Raw genomic sequence first — 24,009 nt, forward strand, 5'->3', positions numbered from 1 at the left:
CGGCCGCGGCAGGCCCTTCTAGGCGCGCTCTCGATCATTGCGGCGTGTGTCCCTGATGCTGGCTGTGGTCGCCACCGCCCTGTTGCTGGGCTTGGCCATCGTGACGCGTTATGGGCTTGTCCGAGTTCCCACCCATCATGCCGCAATGCGCCATGCCGGAATGGTCGCCAGAGGCGCCTTCAGTCATCCCTGCGCCACCCATCCGGCTGTGATCCATCTGACCGTTGCCCATTTGCGAATGATCCATCATCGGGCATTGCATTTTGCCATCCTTGTCCTTCTGGCAGCAGGCCATCTGGTCATGCGCTGGTGGCGCTGGCGGCTCCGGCGCCTTCTGAGCCAGCAGCGCCGTGGGGACGGAAAGCGCGAGCGCGGTGAAACCGAAAATGAGCTTCTTCATTGCAGGGATTCCTTGAAAGTCCTTCGGACGTGTCCGAAGGTCAGTTGTAGCTGTTGAAGACGGAGCGGCCCGCATCTCCGAACGCGACGACCTGATAGGGCTGCGCCTGGTCTCCCATCTCCATCCCCGGCGAACCGAGCGGCATGCCGGCGACCGCAAGCCCCCGGACACCGGCGGGCCGCTCCTTGAGCAACCGCTGGATATCCGCAGCGGGCACATGTCCTTCGATCACATAGCCACTCACCTCCATGGTGTGGCAGGACCGCAGATCCGCCGGCACGGCGTTATCGTCCTTGACGGTCGCCATGTCGGCGCTGTCTTTCACGATGACCTGCGCATTCATGCCGTGACGGACATGCTCGGCCCATTGCTCGCAGCAGCCACAGGAGGGATCGCGATACATGGTGTATTCGGTGGCCTGCGCCGCATTGGAGCAAGCGCCGAGGGCCAACAGAAGAGCCGACGCCATTGCGGGCTTAAAGCGGTTCACGCGCGGCATTCGCACATCATTTCTCCGATAGAGCGGGCCAAAATCATGGCCCTGTTACCTTCGCTACGCACGAGCCGACCCTGCCCCTCACTTTTTTGAGGGGCGCAAGGCGTTAAGGCGTATGGGTGCTATGACGCGCAGATGCGTATGGGATTACAGTCGAATGCGAGAAACGAACGAGATGGATCAGGAAACCCGATTGAACGATGCCCTGCACTCGCTGGGCGAGATGCAGACGGACGTCGTCCCGGAGGGCTTTATGGACAGCGTCTGGTCGCGCGCTGGGGAAATGGCTGAAGCCGCGAACGCGCGCTACCGCCTTGCCCTTTTCGCAGTCATCTTCGCTGCTGGAATGGGCGGTGGGATCGGCACGATCCAGACGCCGGTTAGGGCCGAGACAACGTCGTACCAGCTTTTTGCCGGCGCTGACCTGTCGCCCGCCGTTTTGCTGCACGTCGAGCCATGAAGCTGTCGGGCCTTCACATCGTTCTTGCCGTCCTGCTCGCTGTAGCGGCAGGATGCCTGGGCGCGATGCTCGCGGTACAATGGGGAGGCGCGGCCCAGCCTGGCAGCCTCCATGAGTTCGTGCATGATAAGCTCGACCTCACCCCGCAGCAGACCAGCGGGCTGGACCAGTTGGAAGCCCGTTTCGCGACGGAAAGGGCAGGACATGAAGCAAGGCTGCGCGCGGCCAATGCCGACCTCGCCGCAGCCATGGAGCAGGAGCATGGCTACGGTCCCAAGGTGAGTACAGCGATCGACCGGGTGCATGTGGAGATGGGCGAACTCCAGAAGGCGACCGTGCGCCATGTTTTCGCAATGCGCGCACTGCTTAACGAGGAGCAGCGGCAGAAATTCGACCATCAAATCTCTATATCCCTGACCGGCTCTGGCCGCGAATGATCGCTCGTGGTGGAGACAGGGGACAGCAGCGAATCTGACCTGATTGCTCAGGTAAAATCAGGCGGACGGCGGGCGTTCGATCGGCTTGTCGAGCCTCACGCGCCGCGCCTCCTCGCTCTCGCCCGGCGGATGCTGGCATCGCCATCGGAAGCCGAGGAAGCCGTGCAGAACGCGCTGGCCTCGGTCTGGATAAATCGCCAGCGCCTGGACGAAGGTCGGCCGGTCGGCGGCTATCTCACTACGACCACGCTGAACAAGTGCCGCGACCGCTTGCGGCGGCGCAAGGCGGCGAGCTTTCTTGGATTCGGTCGGGGGCTGGGAGAAATCATCGCATCTGACGACTCGCCCGGCCCCGAAGAAACCGCGCTGGATCGTCGAGAACTCGCCCGTGTACAGTCCGAAATCGAGCGCTTGCCGGTTCGGCTGCGCGAAGCGCTGGTGCTTGTTGCCATCGATGGGCGCAGCCAGCGTGAGGCGGCCGAGTTGCTCGGCGTGTCGGAAAAGACCGTTGAAACCCGCATATACCGGGCACGCAACAGGCTGCGCGAAAGTCTGCAATATTCCTGAGGGGTAGCACTGCCCGGCGCGTAACGAAGGGCAGAACCTCACGAACGGACAATCGCGATGACATCGATAAATCGCCGCAGATTCCTGCATTACAGCGCATGCGGAGCAGGTCTTGTTGGTCTTGCCGGCGCTATGCCTTCCTGGGCGCGGGGCGCGCATGGCGGGACACTGGCGCGCAAGGGAAGCGATGTTCTTTCGGGCGAACATCTGACCATGACGGTCGAGGACGCGCTGTTCACTACCGGCTCGCGCAGAGGGGCGGCCGTGACCGTCAACGGAACGCTGCCTGGGCCACTGCTGCGCCTGCGGGAAGGGCAAGATCTCACCGTCGACCTGATCAACAACGCCTCGGAGGGAACCTCGATCCATTGGCACGGGATGCTGGTCCCGTTCCTGATGGACGGAGTTCCGGGCATCACCATGGCCGCGGTCGAACGCGGAGAAACCTTCCGTTATCGCTTCCCGATCCGTCAGGCGGGCACTTACTGGTGGCATGCGCACACGCTGCAAGAGCCGATGGGGCATTACGGACCCATCGTCATCGACCCCGCCGAGCCCGATCCGTTCGAATATGAGCGCGAATATGTGCTGATGCTGACGGACTGGTCGCCGATGAACCCGCACGAGATCATCCGCAAACTCAAGGTCGGCGAGGGCTATTTCAATTACCAGCAGACGAGCTGGACCGACGACTATCCGCTGACCGGCGAACAGCGGCGCATGTGGGCGCGCATGCGGATGATGCCGACCGACATCGCCGACGTGACGGGCTCGACCTACACTTTCCTCATCAACGGTCACGGCCCTGAGGACGGCTTGGAGCTTGCCTATAATCCCGGCGAGCGCATTCGCCTGAGGATTATCAACGGTTCCGCCATGACGTTCTTCAACGTGCGCATCCCCGGCCTGCCGATGACCGTGGTGGCCGCAGACGGCCAGAATATCCGCCCGGTCGAGACCGACGAATTCCAGATGGGCAATGCCGAAACCTATGATGTGATCATCCAGCCCAGGGGCGCGGAGGCCTTCACCTTCGTTGCCGAAGCGATGGATCGTTCAGGCATGGGTGTTGCGACCCTGACGAGCAGGCCGGGTGCAAGCGCCGCCGTCCCCGCGCTGCGCAAGCCGCCGCTGCTCACCATGGCCGACATGGGCATGAGCGCTAGCGATCACGGCGCAGGCGGCATGACCGGGATGTCCGAGCGAGGCATGCACGATATGGAAGGCATGCCAGGCATGGCAGAAAAATCTGGCGACATGGCCGGAATGGACATGTCGGGCGGCATGAACATGCGCGACACCTCACGGCTGCCGGACAATGTGAAGGTCGGCCCCGGGCTCGACATGGTGGCGATGAACCCGATCGACCGGATGGGCGATCCCGGAATCGGTCTGGATGACGTCGGGCACCGGGTGCTCGACTACAAACAGCTCGCCGCAGTGAAGCCGAACCCCAACGACCGCCGCCCGACCCGGATGAAGGAAATCCATCTCACCGGAAGCATGGAGCGCTATATGTGGTCGTTCGACGGCAAGAAATTCTCCGCCGTCACCGATGATCCAATCCGCTTTGCCTACAACGAGCGCGTGCGAGTGAAACTCGTCAACGACACGATGATGGCGCACCCGATCCACTTGCACGGCCACTTCTTCGAACTGGTCAACGGCGCTCCTCCCGGCCACCAGCCGATGAAACACACGATCGTCGTGCAGCCTGGCGGCTCCGCCCAGTTCGATCTCACTGCCAATGAACCCGGCGACTGGGCGTTTCACTGCCACCTGATCTACCACATGCACACCGGCATGTTTCAGGTGGTCACTGTCCGCCCGCTCGGCGGAGGAGACGAGTGATGCGCCACGCGAGTCTTCTCCTGCCGCTGCTTGCGATCGCGACGCCAGCTCTGGCCCAGGAGCATCAGGGCCAACCCGGCGAGCAGCAAAAGCCGATGGACCACTCCACCATGGACCACGGCGGGATGGACCATTCCGCCATGCAAGATGGGCAGGTGGATCATTCCGGGATGGACCATTCGTCGATGGCCTCCCAGGCCGATGAGGCGATTCCCCAGGGACCGCCGCCGCCCGAGGCATTCTCAGGGCCGTCCTTTGCCGCCGATGCCGTTGTCGGTGCGGACCGCATGGCAGCCTCCCGCACCAAAGTGGTGAAGCAGGTCAGCGGTGAGATGCCGGTTTACTGGTTCCAGGCCGACCGCGCCGAATATCGCGCTCGGGTCGGTAAGGACGGCTATCTCTGGGACGTACAGGGCTATTACGGCGGTGACTACGACAAGCTGTGGCTCAAGTCCGAAGGCGAAGGCAGCTTCGGTGAAAAGCTTGAAAGCGCCGAAGTTCAGGCGCTGTGGAGCCATGCTATCGGCCCGTGGTGGGACCTTCAGACCGGCGTCCGGCAGGACCTTACCGGCCCGGCGCGCACGCACGCAGTTATCGGTTTACAGGGGCTGGTCCCCTATCAGTTCGAAGTCGATGCCGCAGCCTTCCTGTCTAACAAGGGTGATCTGACCGCACGCATAGAAGCAGAACTGGACCAGCGCATTACGCAGCGTTTGATCCTGCAACCGAGGATCGAAGTGAACGCGTCCGCGCAGGACATTCCCGAACTTGGCATCGGCGCTGGTCTAGATAAGGCGGAACTGGGCGTCCGCCTGCGCTATGAATTCGTACGCGAATTCGCGCCGTACATCGGCATCGAACAGGAATGGAAGATCGGCGATAGCGCGGACTATGCTCGCGCGGCAGGCGAAGACCCGAGTGTCACTAACTACGTCGTGGGCGTCCGCTTATGGTTTTGAGGGTGCGCTTCCGCCTCAGGCTTCAACTGTAATGAATCGCGGCGGTCGGCGTCAATTGATGTGAACGGACGATCATGACGAAGAACGAACGCACATCACACAAGGTCCCTGACGAGCCTGAGCTGGAGGCAGCAAAGCCTGCGGATGCGGCTGTCCGCCGTGCTTTGATCGAGGCGCGGGAGGAGTTTCTGCTCTTCCTCTATCAAAGGGTCGGCAACAAGAGGGCTCTGTTGCAAAGATCGTCCGCGAGCGAGTGAGATCCGCCGCTTCATGGCAATCAAGCGGCCGTGGCCAGGTGTTGGTTTAGTAATTCCATGGCCTCGGTCAGGGCTGATGGTCCAATGCCGAAAGCTCGCTCGACAAGACGCACCTCGCCCATGATCCCTGGTTGCAGGCACCATGGTCGGGCCTGTCCTTTGCGTAGGGCGCGCATGACCTCGAAGCCTTTGATCGTGGCGTAGGCTGTGGGCATCGATTTGAAACCACGGACGGGCTTGATCAATATCTTGAGCTTGCCATGATCAGCCTCGATCACATTGTTCAGGTATTTCACCTGCCGGTGTTCAGTCGCCGCCGCGAGCTTTCCTTCTCGTTTCAACTCAGCGATTGCGGCGCCGTAGCTTGGTGCCTTGTCGGTGTTGAGTTTCGTCGGCTTTTCCCAGTCCTTTAGACCGCGAAGGGCTTTTGCCAGAAAGCGCTTCGCAGACTTGGCGCTGCGAGTCGGTGACAGGTAGAAATCAATCGTGTCGCCCCGCTTGTCGACCGCCCGATACAGGTAGGTCCATTTGCCCCGCACCTTGACGTAAGTCTCATCGAGGCGCCAGCTCAGATCAAAACCACGCCGCCAGAACCAGCGGAGTCGTTTCTCCATCTCCGGCGCGTAGCGCTGCACCCAACGATAGATAGTCGTATGATCGACATCGATCCCACGCTCAGCCAGCATTTCCGCGAGATCACGATAGCTGATGCCGTATCGACAATACCAGCGCACCGCCCATAGGATGACCTCTCCGGTGAAGTGCCGCCCCTTGAAATCGTTCATCGCAACCGATCCTGCCAATCCAGCAGCCCAATCTTGGCCACTGCGCCAGAGTTTGCAACAGAGCCATCAAGGTGAGCTGCTGCGGCACTATACCCTCAGCGATGAGGATCTCGGGCATATCCGCCAGCGCCGGCGCGCCCACAATCGTTTTGGCTTCGCGCTGCAACTGTGCGTCCTGCGCTACCCGGGCCGGGTGCTCGCTCCTGGCGAGTTGATCCCGGCGCAGGTATCGGATTTCGTCGCGGCCCAGCTCGGTCTGACCAGCGACGATCTACTCCTCTATGCCGCGCGCGAGGAGACCCGGCACGAGCATCTGGCGGACCTTCGCCGAATCTACGGCTATCGCTCCTTTTCGGGGCGGGGCGCACGGGATTTGCGCGAATGGATCGCTCGGGAAGCCGAGGCGGCGACATCGAATGAGGATCTTGCCCGTCGCTTCGTTGCGGAGTGTCGCCGCACCCGCACGATCCTTCCCGGCTCCTCGACGATCGAGCGCCTTTGCGCCGATGCGCTGGTTGAGGCCGAGCGCCGGATCGAGGATCTTATCGCCCATCGCATCACGCCAACCCTGAGCGAGAATTTGGCTCACCTGTTGGAGGATACGGTGGATGGTCGCGTCACGCGCTTCGTATGGCTGCGACAGTTCGAGGTTGGCGCAAATTCAGCAGCCGCTAACCGGCTGATGGATCGACTGGAATATCTTCAAAGGTTCGATCTTCCGGCGGATTTGCTGGACGGCGTGCCGGCGCATCGTGTGACCCGGCTTCGCCGGCAGGGCGAGCGCTATTACGCCGACGGCATGCGTGATCTGCCCGAAGACAGGCGGCTTGCGATCCTCGCTGTCTGCACCCTGGAATGGCGGTCATCGCTGGCCGATGTCATCGTGGAGACCCACGATCGCATCGTAGGCCGTCTCTATCGGGCCTCCGAACGCCTTTGCAACACCAGGATCGCCGACGAAAAGGCGGCCGTTCGGGACACGCTGAAGTCCTTTGCCGAAATCGGTGGTGCTTTGCTTGGAGCGCAGGACGATGGCACGGCCCTGGACGGGATAATCGCCACCGGGCCTGGCTGGGAACGGTTCAGAACCCTTGTCGCCACGGCCTCCGCGCTGACCAACGTGCTCGCGGCCGACCCGCTCAGCCGTGTGCTGGACGGCTATCACCGTTTCCGCCTCTACGCGCCCAGGATGCTGCGCCTGCTCGACATGCAGGCGGCGCCGATCGCCACGCCTCTTCTGGCGGCCGTTGCGATGCTGCGTAACGGGATCAAGGTCGATCCGCCGGTGGATTTTCTACGTCCCAACTCGAAATGGCATCGTCATCTTTGCGCTGAGCCCAGCGGCGACCACCGGCTTTGGGAAATCGCGGTGCTGTTCCACATCCGCGACGCCTTCCGGTCCGGTGACATATGGTTGGCGGGATCGCGCCGCTATGGCGACCTCAAGCAGCTTCTGGTCCCGCCACAGGCGATAGAGCAGACCGCGCGGCTCGCCGTGCCGCTGCGACCCGGCGAATGGCTGGCCGAGCGCAGGGCTCGACTGGATACACGGCTGAAGGAGTTTGGCCGCGCGGCGCGAACCGGCACGATCCCAGGCGGCATCATCGAGAACGGCAAGCTGCACATCGACAAGCTGAGGGCCGACACGCCCGAAGGGGCCGAGGATCTCGTGCTCGATCTCTATCAACAGCTCCCGCCCGCGAGGATCACCGATCTGTTGCTGGAAGTCGATGAGCGAACCGGATTTTCCGAGGCGTTCACGCATCTGCGCACCGGCGCGCCCTGCAGCGACCGGATCGGCCTGATGAACGTGTTGCTGGCGGAAGGCGTCAATCTCGGTTTGCGCAAGATGGCGGCGGCGACCAACACGCACAGCTTCTGGGAATTGCTGCGGATCGCGCGCTGGCATGTCGAAGGCAGCGCCTATGATCGGGCGCTCGCCATGATCGTGGAGGCCCACGCCGCCCTGCCCATGGCCGCCTTCTGGGGACAAGGGCAATCGGCATCCAGCGACGGGCAGTTCTTCCTTGCTACCGAGCAGGGCGAGGCGATGAATCTGATCAACGCGAAATATGGCAACGTCCCGGGCCTCAAGGGATACAGCCATGTGTCCGATCAATATGCGCCGTTCGCAACCCAGGTGATCCCGGCAACGGTCAGCGAGGCTCCCTATATCCTGGACGGGCTGCTCATGAATGACGCGGGCCGCCGCGTTCGCCAGCATTTTGCCGACACGGGCGGCTTCACCGATCATGTGTTCGCCGCCTGCGCCTTGCTCGGCTACAGGTTCGCCCCCCGTATCCGCGATCTCCCTCAGAAAAGACTCTATGCCTTCACGCCCAACGCGACGCCGGCCAATGTGCGAGCGCTGGTCGGAGGTAAGATCAATGAACCGCTCATCGAGCGCAACTGGCCCGACATCCTGCGCATCATGGCGACGATCGCAGCGGGGATCGTCGCCCCCAGCCAGATTCTTCGCAAGCTCGCCTCTTACCCGCGCCAGAATGAGCTGGCCCTCGCATTGCGAGAGGTGGGCCGCATCGAGCGAACCCTGTTCATGATCGACTGGATTCTTGATGCCGGCCTCCAGCGCCAGGCTCAGATCGGCCTCAACAAGGGTGAGGCCCACCACGCCCTAAAGCGCGCCATCAGCTTCCACCGCCGAGGTGAAATCCGGGATCGATCCGGCGAAGGCCAGCACTATCGCATCGCCGGAATGAACCTGCTCGCCGCCATCATCATATTCTGGAACACCATGAAGCTCGGCGAGGTCGTCAATACCCGGGCCGCCAGCGGTACCCATATCGCGCCTGATCTACTCGCCCACGTCTCGCCGTTGGGATGGGAACACATCAATCTAACCGGGGAATATCGCTGGCCCAAATCCTTAGCGTAGGATTCCGCCCCCTCCCGCAAACGCCCCCTACGATTGAGAAGCGCGGCGGAATCTCTTAGATTGATCGCTGGAGGCTTTGTTCGCGGAGACGCGCACATTGCCTTCTTTTCGTTTTAGGAAGCGCTGCCCTAAGCGACAGAAGCCAGAGCTTTGACAATGCGGCATTCCGCGATGGAGCCGACCATGTATCTTGATCCTATCGGTGCAGACACGCGATGATGGCGGTCACGACGGCGGTGGTTTCCGCGACGTCGCGCACCCTCACTGTGTCGAGGCCGATTTCAGCAGCGGGATAGTCATTCCCACCGGGGAATATCGCATCCCCAATGAACAGCATCCCGTCGAGCGGGACACCGCTCTCGGCACTCAGGCGCTTCAGGCCATAGCCCTTGTCGATCCCTGCTCTGGTCACGTCGATCGATGTCGTGCCACCGAGATTGATCGAGAGCTCCGGCAGCTTCGCGCGCAACGTGGCCTGCAACGCGGTCCTCTTCTTTCGGTCAGGATCCCACGCTTCCTTTTCCTTCAGCGGCGCTGCCTGCCCCAGGCCCGAAAAGGTGATCTGGCTGCCCCGGTCCTCGATCCGTTCGCCCCAGATACGTTCGTCGGCGAGACCGGCATCGGTCAGCGCCTGATCGAAGGCCGTGCGGATCTTCGCCTTCTCCGCGTCGTCGAACAGTTCGGCATAGACCGCGCGCCAAGCGCCATTGATGAACCGATAGAGTTTCGTGCCTGTGGTCGGCATCAACCAGAGACGGTCGAGCGCGACGCCGGCAGGAAGGCGCGAGGCGATCTGCTTTTCGAACTGCGGCCAGTCCCCGCCCGAGATCACCGCCACATCCGTGATGGCGAGCAATCGGGCGAGGATTGCGGCCATATCCTCCGATAACGGCCGCTTGCTCTCGGCAAGCGTGCCGTCGAGGTCGAAGGCGATCAGCCACTTCATGCCGCCTTCCCTGCCGGATCGCGGTAGGCGAGCAGCCTGAGCGCATTGATGACGACGAGCAGCGTCGATCCCTCATGAACCGCCACCGCTGGCCCAATGCCGAGGCCGAGGATGGTAGCAGGCACCAGGAAGGCGACGACACCCAGGCTGACGAAGACGTTCTGCCGGATGATTCCACGGGTATGGCGGCTAAGACCGACTGCGAATGGCAGGTGCGCCAGATCGTCGGCCATCAGCGCCACGTCGGCTGTCTCCAGCGCAACGTCCGACCCCGCCGCGCCCATCGCGATGCCGACCGTGGCGCTTGCCATCGCCGGCGCATCGTTCACGCCGTCGCCCACCATCGCGACCTTGTCTTCGCCGGCGAGCTTCTTGATCGCGGCAACCTTGTCTTCGGGCATGAGGTCGCCCCACGCTTCGTCGATCCCGACTTCGTCGGCGATCGCTTCGGCGACTTTCTGGTGATCGCCGGAGATCATTATCATCCGCGACACGCCCATCTCGTGCAGCCGACGCAACGCGGTCTTGGCAGCTTCGCGAGGCGTGTCCATCAGGCCGATCGCGCCCAGGTCGCGGTCCCCCTTGCGGACCACCATTGTCGTGCGGCCGTTCTCGCGCAGCTTCGCGATTGCGTCCTGCGCGCCCTGCCCCAGCGCCGGAATGCCCTCACTTCCGAACATCTCGGCCTTGCCGATCCACACCGTCTCGCCATCCACGCTCGCGGTGACGCCCCGACCGGTCAGGCTCTTGAGGTCGCCGGCAGTCGGCACGGCACGATCGTTCAGACGTTCGCGGCCGTCCTTGACGATCGCTTGGGCCAGGGGATGGTCGCTCAACGCTTCGACGGCGACAGCCAGCGCCAGCAACTCGCCTTCATCGGCGCCATCGACGGGCACGACATCAGTGATGCGCGGACGACCTTCGGTCAGCGTGCCCGTCTTGTCGAAAGCGATCGCTTTGAGCGACCCGAGGTTTTCGAGCGGTGCACCGCCCTTCACGAGCACGCCGCCCCGCGCTGCACGGGCAACGCCCGACAGGACCGCGCTCGGCGTTGCGATCGCGAGCGCGCACGGGCTTGCCGCCACCAGCACCGCCATCGCGCGATAGAAGCTGTCGCGGAACGGCTCGTCGACGACCACCCATGCGAACAGCAGGAGCACTGACAGGACCAGGACGGCGGGCACGAAGATCCGTTCGAACCGGTCGGTGAAGCGCTGCGTCGGCGACTTCTGCGTCTCCGCTTCGCTCACCATCTTCACGACCTTGGCAAGCGCGCTTTCATTGGAACGGCGTGTCACCTCGATCTCGATCGCGCCGCCGCCGTTGATCGTACCAGCAAAAACCCGGCTTTCCGCGTCGACTGCATCGGGCTTGGCGCGTGCCGCTGCGGCATCTGCGACCGGCACCTTGTCGACCGGGATGCTTTCACCCGTGACCGGGGCCTGGTTGATCGCGCTGGTGCCCTTGATGACGAAGCCGTCGGCAGGCAGGCGCTCGTTCGGGCGGACGATGGCAATGTCCCCGACGACCATCTGCTCGACCGGGATTTCGCTGGTCTGCCCGCCGCGTCGCACGGTCGCGGTTTCGGGCGCGAGCTTCGCCAGCGCCTCGATCGCCTTCTTGGCGCGGCCCATTGCATAATGCTCAAGCGCATGGCCGAGGCTGAACAGGAACAGCAGCAGCGCACCTTCGGCCCATGCGCCCAGCGCAGCGGCGCCGGCCGCAGCGACCAACATCAGCGTGTCGATCTCGAACTTCTTCATCCGGAGGTTGTCGATCGCCTCGCGCAGCGTGAAGAATCCGCCGAAGAAATAGGCTGCGATATAGCAGGCGGTCGGCAGCCATTCGGGCGCGCCAGCGACCAGCCTCTCGATCGCGTAGCCGATCCCCAGCAGCGCGCCACAGGCGAGCGCGAAGATCAGCTCGGTATTGGGGCCGAGAAATTCGGCGTGGCTATGGTCGTGGCCATCGCCGGGGCCGTGCTTCTCTTCGCCCGCGCCGTGGCCCCCGGGGCCGTGGTCGTGGCCGGCATGTTCATCGGCAGCGACCCGCTTGCCCACCCTCACCTTCAGCTTGCGAAGCGCAGCGCGCACCTCCTCTTCGGTGGTTTCGCGGCGATCATATTCGACCCGGACAGACCCGCTGGTGCTGGCGCTTGCCTGGACCACGCCGGGCAAGGCGCACAGCGCATCGCTGACCGTGCGCGCCCGACGTTCGTGGTTGATCCCCGTCACCTGCCAGATCGCATGGCCGTAGCGCTCGGTGATTTCGGCACCTGCGGCGCGCACCATTTCGCGCAACCGTGGCAGCGGCAGCTTGGCGGCATCGAAATGGATGCACAGCGCCGCTGGCGTGTTGCCGTCGAGACAGATCACATGCGCCCGCTCGACACCTTCGCGCTTTGACAGGGTTGATACGAGACGGTCCAGGCAGGCATCGGCCGCGTCAGGAAGGTCCGGCAACAACACTGGAATGTCGAGTTCGAGCTTGTCGTTCATGACGACCTCCTTTCGCTTTTCTTGGTTTCGGCGCGCGCGTCGCGCAGGATTTCGACACCGCCCTTGATGGCGATGATGGCGGTGGCGAAGCCGACCAGCAGGTCCGGCCAATTGGTACCCAACCACAGCACCAGCACGCCGGCGATCAGGATGCCGCCGTTGGAAATGAAGTCGTTGAAGCTGAAGGTGGTTGCGGCCCGGAGATTGACGTCCGGATCCTTGAGGCGCTGGAGCAGCCGCAGGCAGAGGTAATTCACGACGCCGGCGATCGCGGACATGACCATCATGGTAGGTCCGATGGGCTCGCTGCCCTGCACGTAGCGCCGTCCGACATCGATCAAGATGCCGCCCGCGAAGATCAGCAGCATGACGCCCGAAGCGACCGCGGCGCGTGTCTTCCATGTCTGGCCCCGGGTGAGCGCCACAAGGCTCAGCGCATACACAGCCGTATCGGACAGGTTGTCGACGCCGTTGGCGATCAGCGCGCTCGAGTCCGCGAAGAAGCCGGAAACGAAGAAGCCCGCAGCGATCGCCGCGTTCAGCAGCAGGACGATCCACAGTGTGCGGCGCTCCTGCCCGCCATTGTTGTCGTTGCCCGGGATCATCCCATCATCTCCTCAAGTGTCAGCAGGGCCAGGAAGCCGACGAAAAACATCGAGCTGATGAGCGGGGTGTCGGGTTTCTCGTGCGCCTCGACCAGCAACTCCTCCGTGACGAGGTAGAGCAGCGCCATCAGCCCGAAGCTGAGGAAGCCGGCGATCATCACCGGCGACAGCGCGGCGACCGGCACGGCAGCGAGCGCGCCGATCGGCAGCAGCAGGGCCAATGCCGAGACGATCACGATGATGCGCAAGCGCGAGCGATAGGTTTCCGCCAGCTCGTCGGTCAGCGTCAGTCCCAGAAATAACACTTCCAGAGTGAGCGCGATCGTCAGCAGGAGACCTGCCTTCTCGCCCGCCACGAAAGCGAGGCCGAGCACCAGGCCGTCGACCAGAATGTCGATGCCGATCGCGGCGAGTAGCGCCATCGGCCCCTTGAAGCGGGCCTCAAGAGCCTTGAGCCCCAGCATGGTCGCGACGCCCGCCGCCCCGCCGATCAACGTCGCGCTGGGCGATGCCTCATGCTTGACCTGCGGCAGGATTTCGGTCGCTGCCGCCGCGAACACGACGCCGGCAGCGAGATGCTGTAGGCCCGCCACGAGGCCAGGTTTCAACTTGGTGCGGCTCGCGACAATCGCGCCGAGCACGACCGCCAGCACAGGCGCAAGCGTATAGAGCAGTGCCTGCATTTCCTAGGACTCCTCCGGGGTTCGGTGGCAGACGCGGATCTTCCCGCGTCGCGTGAACGCGATCGATCCGCCCGCCACGACAGCCCGCGAATGGTCGCCGCGAAACTCGTCACCGGTTCGCTGTGCGCGCAGGATCTCGGTCCTGCCCTTCGGCAGCCAGGTGACGGCCATTTTCAAGCCGTCATCGATGAAGTCGACATCGGCGCGTGTGCCGTCGTCGCAGTACATGATGCGCTGCGCGATTAGTTTCGACGTCAGATGCTTTTCATGCGCCGGCTCGGTAGGCTGGGTCGGCGCTGGATTACACGCCCCTATAACCGCCCCGGAGACGAGAACGACGCCGAGGCGCGCGATCGCCAGACCGGCCCGATTCAGGCCGCACAAGGTTGTCACATTTGAAATCGACGTGTCAGACATCGGTCTCTTCCGACGAAGCGCCCTGTGGCGTTCGAAGGCAGGGCAGTTCATCGCGTGCCTTCCCGCTCGCAGATCCGGGTACGGCCATCGCCTTCCACGATGGTGAGCTGCGACCCCTTGAAGGTCGCGGTGGCTGTTTCGCCGACATATTGCAGGCCCTGCGCTGGCGCGGTCAGCATCATCGGCGGTCCCCCGTTGGAGCGCCGCAAATCGATCTGCAGGCCGTTGTCCTTGTAATCGACGAACAGCGGTTCCCCGTCGGAACAGCGATATCTATGCCGCCCCATTTCCCCGGTCGCCACGGCGCTGTCGGACGAATGGAACTGCTGCTCCGTTGGCGGGGCTGGCGGCTTTCTTTCCGAGCACGCCGCGAGTCCGACAACGAGGATGACGGCGGGCAGCACCCGCTTACAGTGCATCATCATCGCGCCTTCCTCCTGCAGCGGAAGGGGACGCGCTGACGATTGATAGCCCGGGCAGGCTGACCTACCCGCCAGCGGAGATAGGTTGCGAGGCGATCGTCAGATTCGACCATCAGGGATCGCAGGCGGCGCAACATCATCGCCGCGAACGGCAGGGAGAGCGCCCCGCGCAGCGTGCAGCTATGCGTTAGCCTGGTGCCGCCATCGTCCCCCGCCAGCTCGTACCGCTCTTCGAGCGTGAACAGATAGGGGATGCCGCAGGACCAAGCGAAGGCGTGCGGTTTATCGAATCGATCAATCCGTGCTGGCGTCCGAATTGGCCGGGTGATGCCCTGGATCGCAAAGGTGCATTCTGTGTCGCCGAGCCGGGACGGATCATCGAGAAATACGAGCGGACTCCACGCCCGGCGATGATCCGGATCGGTGAGTGCCGACCAGATGCGCAGTGGCCCGCCGTGAAGCATCGAGCTGGTTATGGTGCGAGGCATATCCCCATCTCCCAGAGATGGGCGGGGCGATCGCGGATCGCCCCGCCCATCCATCAGGCCAAGTTGTTCACGAAGGTCTGACCGTGGTCGTCCCCTTCATGCTCCTCATTGTAGTGCTCGGGTTTCTCGATCACTTTCTGCCCGAACCGGGCATAGAGTGTCGGCAGCACGAACAGCGTAAGAAGCGTCGCCGAGATCAGACCGCCGATGACGACCGTCGCCAAAGGCTTTTGAACCTCTGCGCCGGCGCCTTCGCCCAGCGCCATCGGCACGAAGCCGAGGCTGGCGACTAGCGCGGTCATGATGACGGGTCGCAGACGCTGCATCGCGCCAACATGCGCGGCTTCCTCGCGGCTCATCCCTGATCGGATCAGATCTTGGATCGAGCTGACCATGACGAGGCCGTTGAGGACCGCGATGCCCGAGAGGGCGATGAAGCCCACTGTCGCCGAGATCGAGAAGTCCATGCCCCGCAGGAACAGCAACAGGACGCCGCCCACCAGCGCGAAAGGCACGCCGGTGAACACGATCGCGGCGTCGCGGACCGATCCCAACGCCCCGTAGAGGAGCAGCAGGATCAAGATGAAGCAAGCCGGAATGACCAGCTTCAGCCGTTCGCTTGCCGATTGGAGGTTCTCGAACTGGCCGCCCCATTCGAGATAGGTGCCGGCAGGCAGCCGGAGTTGGCTGCCGATCGCCGCCTGCGCATCCGCCACGACGGATCCGACGTCGCGGCCACGCACGTTGGCTTGCACCACCACGCGCCGCTTGCCGTTCTCGCGGCTGATCTGGTTCGGACCATCGACCACCTTGATCTCGGCGACGCTGGACAGCGGTACATAGCCGCCGCCTGCCACCGGCACCTGCACCTGTTGGAGCAGGCCGATGTCGGCACGCTGCGCCTCCGACAGGCGGATCACCACGGGGAAGCGACGGTCGCCCTCGAAGATCTGGCCCGATGTTCGCCCGCCGATCGTCGCAGTCACGGTGTCCTGCACATCCTGAGCCGTAACGCCCAACCGCGCCATCGCGTCGCGGTTGACGCGAATGTCGAGCATGGGAAGACCGGTCGTCTGCTCCACCTTCACGTCCGCTGCGCCTTGCGTTCTGCGCAGCACCGCCGCGATTTGCTCGGCCGTCCGGTTCATCTGGTTGAAGTCGTCCCCGAACACCTTCACCGCGATGTCGCCGCGCACGCCGGCGATCAGCTCGTTGAAGCGCATCTGGATGGGCTGGGTGATCTCGTAGGCATTTCCCGGAATCTTCGCGAGATTACCCTCGATCCGGCTGACCAGCTCCTCCTTGGGAAGCTCAGGATCCGGCCAATCCTTGCGCGGCTTCAGGATGACGAACATGTCGGTCGCGTTCGGCGGCATCGGGTCGGCCGCCAGCTCGGCGGTGCCCGTCTTGGAATAGACGAATTGCACCTCCGGCTGCTTCGACATCATCCGCTCGATCGGCACCTGCATCGCCTGGCTCTGCTGGACCGACGTTGCCGGAATGCGGAGCGACTGGATCAGCAAATCGCCTTCGTCGAGCTGCGGCAGGAACACCGAGCCGAGCGTAGTGAAAGCAAGCGCCGCCACCACAAGGCTTCCCACACCCGCACCGATCGTCAGCGCCGGGCGCTTCATGGCCCGGTCGAGACCGGGTTCGTAGCGCTTCTTCAGCCACGTGATGATGCGGCCGTCCTTCTCCTCGACCTTCTTCGACAGCCAGATCGCAATCATCGCCGGCACGAAGGTGAGAGAGAGGATGAAGGCGAAGGCGAGCGCGATGATGACGGTCAGCGCCATCGGTCCGAACGTTTTACCCTCCACGCCGGTCAGCGTGAGCAGCGGTACGTAGACGAGGATGATGATTGCCTGCCCGTACACAGAGGGACGGATCATCTCACGCGCAGCGGCTGCCACGGTCGCGAGCCGTTCCTTGACGCTGAGCAATCGGCCTTCATGATGCTGTTGCTCGGCAAGCCGGCGCAGCGCGTTTTCGACAATGATGACGGCGCCGTCGACGATCAGACCGAAGTCCAAAGCCCCAAGGCTCATCAGATTGGCCGAGACCCCAGCGCGCAGCATACCAAAGCCTGTCAGCATCATGGTGATCGGGATGACCAACGCCGCGATCAGGGCCGCACGGAAGTTGCCGAGCAGCAGGAAGAGCACGACGATGACCAGCACCGCGCCTTCGGACAGGTTTTTCGCGACCGTCTTGATCGTCGAATTGACCAGCTCGGTGCGGTTCAGCACCGGCTGAATTACGACGTCAGGAGGCAGCGAAGCGTTGATCGTCTTCAGTTTCTCAGCGACCGCGGTCGACACGATGCGGCTGTTCTCGCCGATCCGCATGATCGCCGTGCCGACGACGACTTCGGTACCGTTCTCCGATGCCGAACCCATGCGGATCGCCTGACCCGTCTTCACAGTCGCAACTTGTTCGACCGTGATCGGCACGCCGTTACGTGTCGCGATCACGGTCCTGGCCAACTCGCTGGCATTGCGAACGAGCGCATCCGAGCGAACAGCCAGACCTTCGCCATCGCGATTGACGAAGCCACCGCCGACGCTGGTGTTATTGCGCTCCAGCGCATTTCCCAGGTCCGTCAGCGTGATGCCGAGCGAGGCCAGCTTCTGCACGTCGGGCACGACGAGGAACTGCTTGGCGTAACCGCCAATCGAGTCGACACCGGCGAGGCCCGGTGTGGTCTTCAGAAGCGGCGTCACGATCCAGTCCTGCGCGGTGCGCAGGTAGGTCGCCTTGTCCTCTTCGGTCGTCAGTCGCTCGCCCTCTGGCGTGATGTAGCTGCCATCGGGCTGTTGGCCCGGTTCACCGGGCTTGTGCTTGTCGTCCTCGCGATGATCGAGACGAACGGTGTACATGTACACCTCGCCCAGGCCTGTCGCGATCGGACCCATTTCTGGGTTCACGCCGTCGGGCAGATTCTCTTGCACGCCCCGCAGACGCTCGCCCACCTGCTGGCGGGCGAAATAGATGTCCGTCGCGTCCGAAAAGACCGCCGTGATCTGCGCGAAGCCGTTGCGGCTCAACGAGCGCGTATATTCCAGGCCGGGGGTGCCGGCGAGCGCGGTTTCGATTGGAAACGACACCTGCTTCTCGACCAGCTCGGGCGAGAGGGCAGGCGCGCGGACGTTGATCTGGACCTGATTGTTGGTGATGTCCGGCACCGCGTCGATCGGTAGCCGGTAGAGGGAAAAGGCGCCGATGGCGGCGACGATGACGGTGAGGAGCAGGACTAGCCAGCGCTTCTCGACCGCCCAGGTTACGATACGGGCGATCATGGCTTAATCCTCGTGGCTCGCTTCGCCCTTGCCGATCTCGGCCTTGAGCGTGAAACTTCCGGTGGTGGCGATCTGTTCGTTGCCGGTCAGGCCCGACCGGACGATCACCGTGTCGCCCGACGCATCGCCGAGCTGGACCGGGGTCGCCTTGAAGCCGGTGGGCGTGCGCACGAACACGACCGACTTGCCCTCGAAACTCTGGACCGCCGTCGTCGGCACGCGGACCGCCCCGCTCCCGCCGCTGCCCGTGAGCTGCACGGCTGCCGTCACAGGCTCGCCGACCCGCCATTCGCCACCGCGATTGTCGAGGGTGGCGAGCGCAGGCACGAGCCGCGTCTGCGGATCAAGCGCCGGCGACACGAAGGTCACGCGGGCGGTCGCCTGACGGCCTGCCGCCTTCACCAGCACCGTATTGCCGGGACGCACCCGGCCCGCATCCTCGGGCTTGAGATTAAGCGCGATCGACACCTGGCTCAGGTTGGCGATGCGATAGAGTTCGGCATCCGCCGCGACCGTTTGTCCCAGCGTCACGGGGCGCGCAATGATCTGGCCCGAGATCGGCGCGGCAATGCCGAGCCGGTTGAGCCCGCCGCCGCCGACACCCGCCGCCGAAACCATGCTCTGCGCCTGCGTCAGGGCGATCCGCGCCTCCGTCGCCGCTGTGCGGGCGGCGATCAGATCCTGTTCAGGGGAGACTCTCTGCGCGAACAGCCGCTGTTCGCGCGCGAGGTTCGAATTAGCGAGCTGAAGCCGCGCCCGCGCCGCCTCGACCTCGCCCTTGATCTGCGCCGCCTCGCGGCTTTCGATGACCGCAATGGTCTGGCCGCGTTCGACCGATTGGCCGAGGTTACGGGTGAGCGCGACCACGCGTCCCGCAATTGCGGCCGAGACGACCTGCGTTCCCTGTGGGTCGCCCTCGATGATCGCGGGCAGCTCGATCGTCCCGGCCCCGCCGATGATCGGCCGTCCGACCTGGACGCCCGCTGTGGCGATCTGGTCGGCACCCAATGTGACGACGCCTTCACCGGCATGACCGCCTTCAGCACCGCCCTTTTCCGTGCCCGCTGCCGTCTCATTGGCAGCTGCGCCTTCGGCAGTTGCCTCGTTTCCGCCATCCTTGCCGCCGCAGGCAGCCAAGAGCAGGGCGAGCGACGCCGCGCCCGCGAGATAAAAGCTCTTCATCACTGATTCCCCCCATTGGGCGCACGAGCGGTCAGTCGCTCCACTTGCGCGCGGGCATTCTGGTAATTGGCAAGCGCGTCGATCGCGGCGACCCGCGTTTCGGCGAGCGTGCGTTCAGCATCGAGCAATTCGAGCTGGCCGAACTTGCCCTCGCGATAGCCGATCCGCGCGATGCGGGCGGCCTCCTGTGCAGCCGCCAGCGCCGGCCCCGACGCCGCACGAGCCGTCGTTGCGGCATTGGCCGCCTGCGCCTGCGCGTCCGTGATCGCCTGTTCGATGTCGAGCGCGGTCACGCGGCGCTGCGCATCCGCCTGGGTCCGCTGCGCGGTCGCCTGCGCAATCGCGGCGCGACCATTGTTGAACACCGGGATCGGGATCGACACGCTGAACACCGCCGCCATGTCGTTGGTCGCTTCCAGGCGGCGGATCGACGGCCCGACGTTCAGGTCAGGCACGCGATTGGCGCGCGCGAGCCGCACGCCGGCTTCGGCAATGGAGAAATCCGCGTTGGCTGCCGCCAGCGCGAGTGTGCCGGTCGTGTTGACCGGTGCCAACGGCCCATAGACGTTCACACCGGGAAGGCGATCGAGCAGCGTGTCATCGAGCAGGCCGTCGATCGGCCGTCCGATCCGACGCGCCAGATTGGCGCGGGCCGCCTCGGCCAAGCGAAGCTGCCGCTCCACATTGGCGTCGGCATTGATACGCGCGACATCCGCGCGCTGTTGCTCGAGTGGCGATGCCCGCCCTGCCTGCACGCGAACGCTCGCGGCCCGCAGCGCATCGCTGGCGATCCGGGCCTGATCGCGGGCTGTCATTACCCGGCGATCGGCCGCGACCGCTTCGACATAGAGCTGCGTTACCTGAAGCCGGACATCCGCCGCGATGATCGCGGCCTGGATCTCGGCCCGGGACAATTGCGCATTGGCGACCGCGACGCGGGCGCCGCGCTTGCCGCCTAGCTCGATCGGGATCGCAAAGCCGACCGTGGTTTCCGCGCTGCGGACCCCCCGATACGGCCCGGAGCCGATGACATTCTCGACTTGGCCTTGAACCACCGGATTGGGCCGCAAGCCGGCGACTGTGCGACCTGCACGGGCCGCGTCGATTCCAGCTGTCGCCGCTTCCGCAGCAGGGGCCGAACCGCCCGCTGCACTGACCGCTTGGTCAAGCGTGTAGACCGGCGCTTCCTGCGCAACAGGCGCGGACGGTCCGACCTGCGCCTGCGCCATCGTGGCGCAAGACGCTGCGGCCAGCATGGCCGCGAGGATACGATTCATGAAAATAGGACTCCTGACGATGATCGACAGGGGCGCGCCAACGCACGCCCAAATCGGACGTCAGGCTTGGGGGGGCCTCAAATGGACCATGCCGGTGCGGCCGTCGAGCGACGCAGAGGCGGAGATTGTCGGCTTGAGCACTGTGAGGACGGGGGTATATTCCATCGTCGTGCGCGCAGGCGCGCCGACGTCGTGTCCGTGACAATAATTGTGATGATGCGGGACATTCTTGTCCGAGTCCGATGGCACCTGATCGATGTCACCGGCGGTATGGACCGTGAACTCAACGCCCGCGATGCTTCCCCCCGCCAGATCGGCGGCATGGGCCATGCCGGAGAAGCTGGTCAGGACCAGCATCAGGCATGTCAGGAAAGGCAAAAAGGCTCGCACTAGCTTGCCTCTATCACGGAAGGGTTTTCATGTCATTGCACTAATTCGAACCAAGGGTCACTGAGCCGGAACCCGAGCGGGATCGGTCGCGCCCGTTCCAGGCGAACCCGACCGCAATGGCGACCGCCATCAGGAGTTGCGCCAGCACCGATTGCCAAGTGGGAAACACGCCGAGCATCGACAGCCGTGGCACGTCCGCGAGCGGTGCGATGTTGATAAGGCCGGCTTCCTGGAGCGCGGCGACGCCTTTACCCGCCAGCACGACGGTCAGGACCGCCATGAGCCAGGAGCTATAGCGGAAGAACTGCGCGATCGGCAGCTTGCGACTGTAGCGAAGCATGGCCCAAGCGATCAGGCTGAGCAGTCCAATCGCCGACCCGGCCCCCGCGAGAAGCATCCCGTTGTCACCTTGCGCCGAAAGCGCGGCATAGAACAGGATCGTCTCGAAGACCTCGCGATAAACTACGACGAACGCCAGCCCGAACAGGAACCAGCCCGACCCGCCCGAGAGCGCCCGCGACATCTTCTCGCGAATATAGCGCTGCCACTGATCGGCCTGCGCCTTGCCGTGCATCCAAATCCCGACCGAGAGCAGCACGACCGCGGCGAACAGCGAGCCAAACCCTTCCGTCAGCTCCCGGCTCGCACCGCTGATCCCGATCGCATAGGTGGCGACCGCCCAGGTGATCCCGCCCGCGATGATCGCGCTGACCCAGCCGCCATGCACGTACCGCAGCGCCTCGCCGCGCTCGGCTTTACGCAGGAACGCGATCATGGCGACAACGATGAGCAGGGCTTCGAGCCCTTCACGCAGCAGGATCGTGAACGCGCCCAGGAACGTGGACGCTTCGGTGGCGGCATCAGGCGCGAGCGCCGCTTCCGCATCGTCGAAAAGGCCGCCCAGTACTGCGACCTTCTCCGCGAGATCATCGGGCGACGCGCCCCGGTCGATCGAGGCGCGGAACTCCCCCATCGCGCCCTCGATTCGACCCATCAGCGTCGCGTCGCGCGCGGTGAGTGTTGGCTCGATCGGCTCGAACCCATCGAGATAGGCCGACAGCGCCAGCTCTTTCGCCATGCGCGCATCGCCGCGCCGCGCAGCCGCCACGCTTTCGGCGAGTTTGGCGCGGGCGACCGCGAGCGAGCCGGGAGCCTGTTGTATCACCTGTTCGGGATGACGACGCAGGAACGCGAGCACTGGGTCAGCCTTGGCGTCGCCGATCGCCGCGCCGAGCGCGGCCGGGGTGAGCGCGACCAGGGTTTTCAGGTCCGGAATGCGCCGGCGAAGGGTCGGGTCGGATTTCCAAAGCCGCTCGCCTTCGCGCGCCTGCGCATCCGTGAAGGCGAAGCTCCCGGCTCGGAATGCTAACGCCCAGCGCTGATCGTTGGGCAGATCGGCGAAGCTCTGCATCGCGGTCCCGTCGATGCCTTGCGTCACCACCTGATAGAGCGCGAACACGCTGCGCTGGCGCGCGCGCTCGGCATCGGTGAAAGCAATCGGGGGCGTAGCGAGCTTGGCGGCGTCAGGGCCACGGCCGTTGCCCGTCATCCCGTGGCAGGACGCGCAGGATTGTCGGAACAGGGCATCGCTGGAGACGAGGTTCGGAGCCTTATCGGGCGCGAGCGGCACCGGGTAGGCGCGCAACAGATCGGCCGCGAGCCCGTGCGCCAATGTTGCCACCTGTTCAGTCGGTCCCTTTTCCGCGATCACCGCCTGGAGGTTGGCAGCCCGCTGGATGAGGGCTTGACGCTCCGGCTTCGCCGGCAGGCCCTGAAACCGTGTCGAGACCGACGCGGCGAACTCCGTCATCTCGGCATATTCCGACGTGCTCTTGATCCGACCGTTGGCGACCGCGCCGCCATAATCGACGGCCATATAGTCGAGCAGCCGCCATGCGGTTTGCACGTCGCCGGGTTCGGCGATTGCCGCAGCAGGGATCAGCAGCGCCGCGAGCGCGGAGAGCAGCCGCAACGAGAGCATTGCCCGGATCAACGCGAGCAGACGCACTACCGCTCTCCCAATTCGCGCCGAGCGCCAGTGACGATTTCATAAGCGGAGTGGAGGAACAGGAGGGCGATGAGGCCGGCGACGGCGAGGTCCGGCCAGGCGCTTCCTGTCCACGCCACCAGACCGGCCGCGGCGATCACCGCCACGTTGGCGAGCGCGTCGTTGCGGCTGAACAGCCAGATCGCGCGAACATTGGCGTCCCCTTCCCGGAAACGCGCAAGCACCAAGGCGGACACGACATTGATCGCGAGCGCGACAACGCCGATTGTGCCCATCAGTTCGGCATCGGGCGCGGTTGCGTTCAGGGCGCGCCAAATCGCGAAACCGATTACGCCCACGCCAAGCGCACCGAGAAACAACCCCTGCGTCAGCGCGACCTTTGCCCTCGCCCGTGCGGACCAGGCAAGCGCGAGAAGACCGATAAGGCTGATCGACCCGTCCCCGAGAAAATCGAGGGAATCCGCTTTCAGCGCTTGGCTATCGGCGATGAACCCGCCGAACAGCTCGGCGACTCCGAAGCCGAGGTTGAGCACCACGACGGTCAGCAGCGCACGGCGATAGGCCGGATCGGTTTGCGCGCGCGCGGGCTCCCCGTGGCACCCGCAGCTTTCGGTAGAAGCATTCATGCGGCCTTCCTTACCACCTCCAGTCGCTGTAGAAGCAAGCGAAATGTGCGACACGTTCGC

The 24,009-nt window shown here is 64.2% G+C and carries 23 protein-coding genes; 7 read left to right on the top strand and 16 right to left on the bottom strand.

All coding sequences use genetic code 11. The features are described from left to right. Nucleotides 1–34: 34 nt before the first annotated feature. Together HT578_RS21700 and HT578_RS21705 are read right to left on the bottom strand one after the other, a co-directional pair. Nucleotides 35–400, bottom strand: coding sequence for a hypothetical protein (locus HT578_RS21700; RefSeq protein ID WP_024021282.1), 366 nt, complete (start codon nt 398–400; stop codon nt 35–37). 40 nt (nt 401–440) lie between these two features. Then, nucleotides 441–899 (bottom strand): DUF411 domain-containing protein, encoded by a 459-nt coding sequence (locus HT578_RS21705; protein WP_213504640.1) that lies wholly within the window; start codon nt 897–899, stop codon nt 441–443. Between the two features lie 172 nt (nt 900–1,071). Here HT578_RS21705 and HT578_RS21710 point away from each other — a divergent pair, with 172 nt between their 5' ends. From HT578_RS21710 to HT578_RS21735, 6 genes are all read left to right on the top strand, one after another. Continuing rightward, nucleotides 1,072–1,356 carry a hypothetical protein gene (locus HT578_RS21710; protein WP_213504641.1) on the top strand — a complete coding sequence of 95 codons (285 nt, stop codon included), beginning with the start codon at nt 1,072–1,074 and terminating at the stop codon, nt 1,354–1,356. Further along, the gene (locus HT578_RS21715) at nt 1,353–1,793 is read left to right on the top strand and encodes a periplasmic heavy metal sensor (protein ID WP_024021279.1); all 441 of its coding nucleotides are present in this window, start codon (nt 1,353–1,355) and stop codon (nt 1,791–1,793) included. Before HT578_RS21710 ends, HT578_RS21715 begins: the two co-directional genes overlap by 4 nt. A gap of 9 nt (nt 1,794–1,802) precedes the next feature. Beyond that, nucleotides 1,803–2,360 (top strand): RNA polymerase sigma factor, encoded by a 558-nt coding sequence (locus HT578_RS21720; RefSeq protein ID WP_338422191.1) that lies wholly within the window; start codon nt 1,803–1,805, stop codon nt 2,358–2,360. A 57-nt stretch (nt 2,361–2,417) separates the two neighbouring features. Further along, a complete protein-coding gene (locus HT578_RS21725) occupies nt 2,418–4,211 on the top strand; it encodes a copper resistance system multicopper oxidase (RefSeq protein WP_024021277.1) in 1,794 nt (597 codons plus the stop codon). Further along, the gene (locus HT578_RS21730) at nt 4,211–5,170 is read left to right on the top strand and encodes a copper resistance protein B (RefSeq protein ID WP_024021276.1); all 960 of its coding nucleotides are present in this window, start codon (nt 4,211–4,213) and stop codon (nt 5,168–5,170) included. Before HT578_RS21725 ends, HT578_RS21730 begins: the two co-directional genes overlap by 1 nt. A gap of 74 nt (nt 5,171–5,244) precedes the next feature. Then, a complete protein-coding gene (locus tag HT578_RS21735) occupies nt 5,245–5,427 on the top strand; it encodes a hypothetical protein (RefSeq protein WP_213504642.1) in 183 nt (60 codons plus the stop codon). 20 nt (nt 5,428–5,447) lie between these two features. On the opposite strand, the gene HT578_RS21740 is transcribed toward HT578_RS21735, so the two are convergent. Further along, nucleotides 5,448–6,212, bottom strand: coding sequence for an IS6 family transposase (locus tag HT578_RS21740; protein WP_213503882.1), 765 nt, complete (start codon nt 6,210–6,212; stop codon nt 5,448–5,450). Nucleotides 6,213–6,252: 40 nt separating this feature from the next. On the opposite strand from HT578_RS21740, the gene HT578_RS21745 reads away from it, so the two are divergent. Beyond that, nucleotides 6,253–9,108 (top strand): Tn3 family transposase, encoded by a 2,856-nt coding sequence (locus HT578_RS21745; protein WP_213504648.1) that lies wholly within the window; start codon nt 6,253–6,255, stop codon nt 9,106–9,108. Between the two features lie 196 nt (nt 9,109–9,304). On the opposite strand, the gene HT578_RS21750 is transcribed toward HT578_RS21745, so the two are convergent. The 13 genes from HT578_RS21750 to HT578_RS21810 all read right to left on the bottom strand — a co-directional run bounded on the left by HT578_RS21750 (nt 9,305) and on the right by HT578_RS21810 (nt 23,949). Continuing rightward, nucleotides 9,305–10,054 carry an HAD-IIB family hydrolase gene (locus HT578_RS21750; RefSeq protein ID WP_004212890.1) on the bottom strand — a complete coding sequence of 250 codons (750 nt, stop codon included), beginning with the start codon at nt 10,052–10,054 and terminating at the stop codon, nt 9,305–9,307. Continuing rightward, on the bottom strand, nt 10,051–12,552 hold the full coding sequence (locus tag HT578_RS21755; RefSeq protein WP_004212886.1) for a heavy metal translocating P-type ATPase: 2,502 nt from the start codon (nt 12,550–12,552) through the stop codon (nt 10,051–10,053). Before HT578_RS21755 ends, HT578_RS21750 begins: the two co-directional genes overlap by 4 nt. Continuing rightward, nucleotides 12,549–13,157 (bottom strand): cation efflux transmembrane domain-containing protein, encoded by a 609-nt coding sequence (locus HT578_RS21760; RefSeq protein WP_004212885.1) that lies wholly within the window; start codon nt 13,155–13,157, stop codon nt 12,549–12,551. Before HT578_RS21760 ends, HT578_RS21755 begins: the two co-directional genes overlap by 4 nt. Then, nucleotides 13,154–13,840: a ZIP family metal transporter gene (locus HT578_RS21765; protein ID WP_004212882.1), complete on the bottom strand. Its 687-nt coding sequence runs from the start codon at nt 13,838–13,840 to the stop codon at nt 13,154–13,156. Before HT578_RS21765 ends, HT578_RS21760 begins: the two co-directional genes overlap by 4 nt. A 3-nt stretch (nt 13,841–13,843) precedes the next feature. Further along, on the bottom strand, nt 13,844–14,257 hold the full coding sequence (locus HT578_RS21770; protein ID WP_004212881.1) for a hypothetical protein: 414 nt from the start codon (nt 14,255–14,257) through the stop codon (nt 13,844–13,846). A gap of 47 nt (nt 14,258–14,304) precedes the next feature. Then, the gene (locus HT578_RS21775; RefSeq protein ID WP_039396774.1) at nt 14,305–14,682 is read right to left on the bottom strand and encodes a hypothetical protein; all 378 of its coding nucleotides are present in this window, start codon (nt 14,680–14,682) and stop codon (nt 14,305–14,307) included. Next, on the bottom strand, nt 14,679–15,167 hold the full coding sequence (locus tag HT578_RS21780) for an SRPBCC domain-containing protein (protein WP_013849881.1): 489 nt from the start codon (nt 15,165–15,167) through the stop codon (nt 14,679–14,681). The genes HT578_RS21775 and HT578_RS21780 overlap by 4 nt, the downstream gene beginning before the upstream one ends. Nucleotides 15,168–15,220: 53 nt before the next feature. Continuing rightward, entirely contained in the window at nt 15,221–18,466 is a 3,246-nt protein-coding gene (locus HT578_RS21785) for an efflux RND transporter permease subunit (protein ID WP_213504643.1), read from the bottom strand. A 3-nt stretch (nt 18,467–18,469) separates the two neighbouring features. Next, entirely contained in the window at nt 18,470–19,648 is a 1,179-nt protein-coding gene (locus HT578_RS21790) for an efflux RND transporter periplasmic adaptor subunit (protein ID WP_039396764.1), read from the bottom strand. After that, nucleotides 19,648–20,925, bottom strand: coding sequence for a TolC family protein (locus HT578_RS21795; RefSeq protein WP_213504644.1), 1,278 nt, complete (start codon nt 20,923–20,925; stop codon nt 19,648–19,650). The genes HT578_RS21790 and HT578_RS21795 overlap by 1 nt, the downstream gene beginning before the upstream one ends. Nucleotides 20,926–20,985: 60 nt before the next feature. Continuing rightward, the gene (locus tag HT578_RS21800) at nt 20,986–21,282 is read right to left on the bottom strand and encodes a hypothetical protein (RefSeq protein ID WP_039396785.1); all 297 of its coding nucleotides are present in this window, start codon (nt 21,280–21,282) and stop codon (nt 20,986–20,988) included. 73 nt (nt 21,283–21,355) lie between these two features. After that, nucleotides 21,356–23,323: a cytochrome c/FTR1 family iron permease gene (locus tag HT578_RS21805; protein ID WP_009824024.1), complete on the bottom strand. Its 1,968-nt coding sequence runs from the start codon at nt 23,321–23,323 to the stop codon at nt 21,356–21,358. Further along, a complete protein-coding gene (locus tag HT578_RS21810; RefSeq protein WP_004212870.1) occupies nt 23,323–23,949 on the bottom strand; it encodes a cation efflux transmembrane domain-containing protein in 627 nt (208 codons plus the stop codon). Before HT578_RS21810 ends, HT578_RS21805 begins: the two co-directional genes overlap by 1 nt. Between the last annotated feature and the right edge of the window lie 60 nt (nt 23,950–24,009).

Source organism: Novosphingobium decolorationis, from assembly GCF_018417475.1.
Taxonomy (GTDB): Bacteria; Pseudomonadota; Alphaproteobacteria; order Sphingomonadales; family Sphingomonadaceae; genus Novosphingobium; species Novosphingobium decolorationis.

Bases quoted from the DNA above. Each gene is read 5' to 3' on its own strand.
- HT578_RS21700 (WP_024021282.1), bottom strand. From the start codon at position 400: ATGAAGAAGCTCATTTTCGGTTTCACCGCGCTCGCGCTTTCCGTCCCC.
- HT578_RS21705 (WP_213504640.1), bottom strand. From the start codon at position 899: ATGCCGCGCGTGAACCGCTTTAAGCCCGCAATGGCGTCGGCTCTTCTG.
- HT578_RS21710 (WP_213504641.1), top strand. From the start codon at position 1,072: ATGGATCAGGAAACCCGATTGAACGATGCCCTGCACTCGCTGGGCGAG.
- HT578_RS21715 (WP_024021279.1), top strand. From the start codon at position 1,353: ATGAAGCTGTCGGGCCTTCACATCGTTCTTGCCGTCCTGCTCGCTGTA.
- HT578_RS21725 (WP_024021277.1), top strand. From the start codon at position 2,418: ATGACATCGATAAATCGCCGCAGATTCCTGCATTACAGCGCATGCGGA.
- HT578_RS21730 (WP_024021276.1), top strand. From the start codon at position 4,211: ATGCGCCACGCGAGTCTTCTCCTGCCGCTGCTTGCGATCGCGACGCCA.
- HT578_RS21735 (WP_213504642.1), top strand. From the start codon at position 5,245: ATGACGAAGAACGAACGCACATCACACAAGGTCCCTGACGAGCCTGAG.
- HT578_RS21740 (WP_213503882.1), bottom strand. From the start codon at position 6,212: ATGAACGATTTCAAGGGGCGGCACTTCACCGGAGAGGTCATCCTATGG.
- HT578_RS21750 (WP_004212890.1), bottom strand. From the start codon at position 10,054: ATGAAGTGGCTGATCGCCTTCGACCTCGACGGCACGCTTGCCGAGAGC.
- HT578_RS21755 (WP_004212886.1), bottom strand. From the start codon at position 12,552: ATGAACGACAAGCTCGAACTCGACATTCCAGTGTTGTTGCCGGACCTT.
- HT578_RS21760 (WP_004212885.1), bottom strand. From the start codon at position 13,157: ATGATCCCGGGCAACGACAACAATGGCGGGCAGGAGCGCCGCACACTG.
- HT578_RS21765 (WP_004212882.1), bottom strand. From the start codon at position 13,840: ATGCAGGCACTGCTCTATACGCTTGCGCCTGTGCTGGCGGTCGTGCTC.
- HT578_RS21770 (WP_004212881.1), bottom strand. From the start codon at position 14,257: ATGTCTGACACGTCGATTTCAAATGTGACAACCTTGTGCGGCCTGAAT.
- HT578_RS21775 (WP_039396774.1), bottom strand. From the start codon at position 14,682: ATGATGATGCACTGTAAGCGGGTGCTGCCCGCCGTCATCCTCGTTGTC.
- HT578_RS21780 (WP_013849881.1), bottom strand. From the start codon at position 15,167: ATGCCTCGCACCATAACCAGCTCGATGCTTCACGGCGGGCCACTGCGC.
- HT578_RS21785 (WP_213504643.1), bottom strand. From the start codon at position 18,466: ATGATCGCCCGTATCGTAACCTGGGCGGTCGAGAAGCGCTGGCTAGTC.
- HT578_RS21790 (WP_039396764.1), bottom strand. From the start codon at position 19,648: ATGAAGAGCTTTTATCTCGCGGGCGCGGCGTCGCTCGCCCTGCTCTTG.
- HT578_RS21795 (WP_213504644.1), bottom strand. From the start codon at position 20,925: ATGAATCGTATCCTCGCGGCCATGCTGGCCGCAGCGTCTTGCGCCACG.
- HT578_RS21800 (WP_039396785.1), bottom strand. From the start codon at position 21,282: ATGCTGGTCCTGACCAGCTTCTCCGGCATGGCCCATGCCGCCGATCTG.
- HT578_RS21810 (WP_004212870.1), bottom strand. From the start codon at position 23,949: ATGAATGCTTCTACCGAAAGCTGCGGGTGCCACGGGGAGCCCGCGCGC.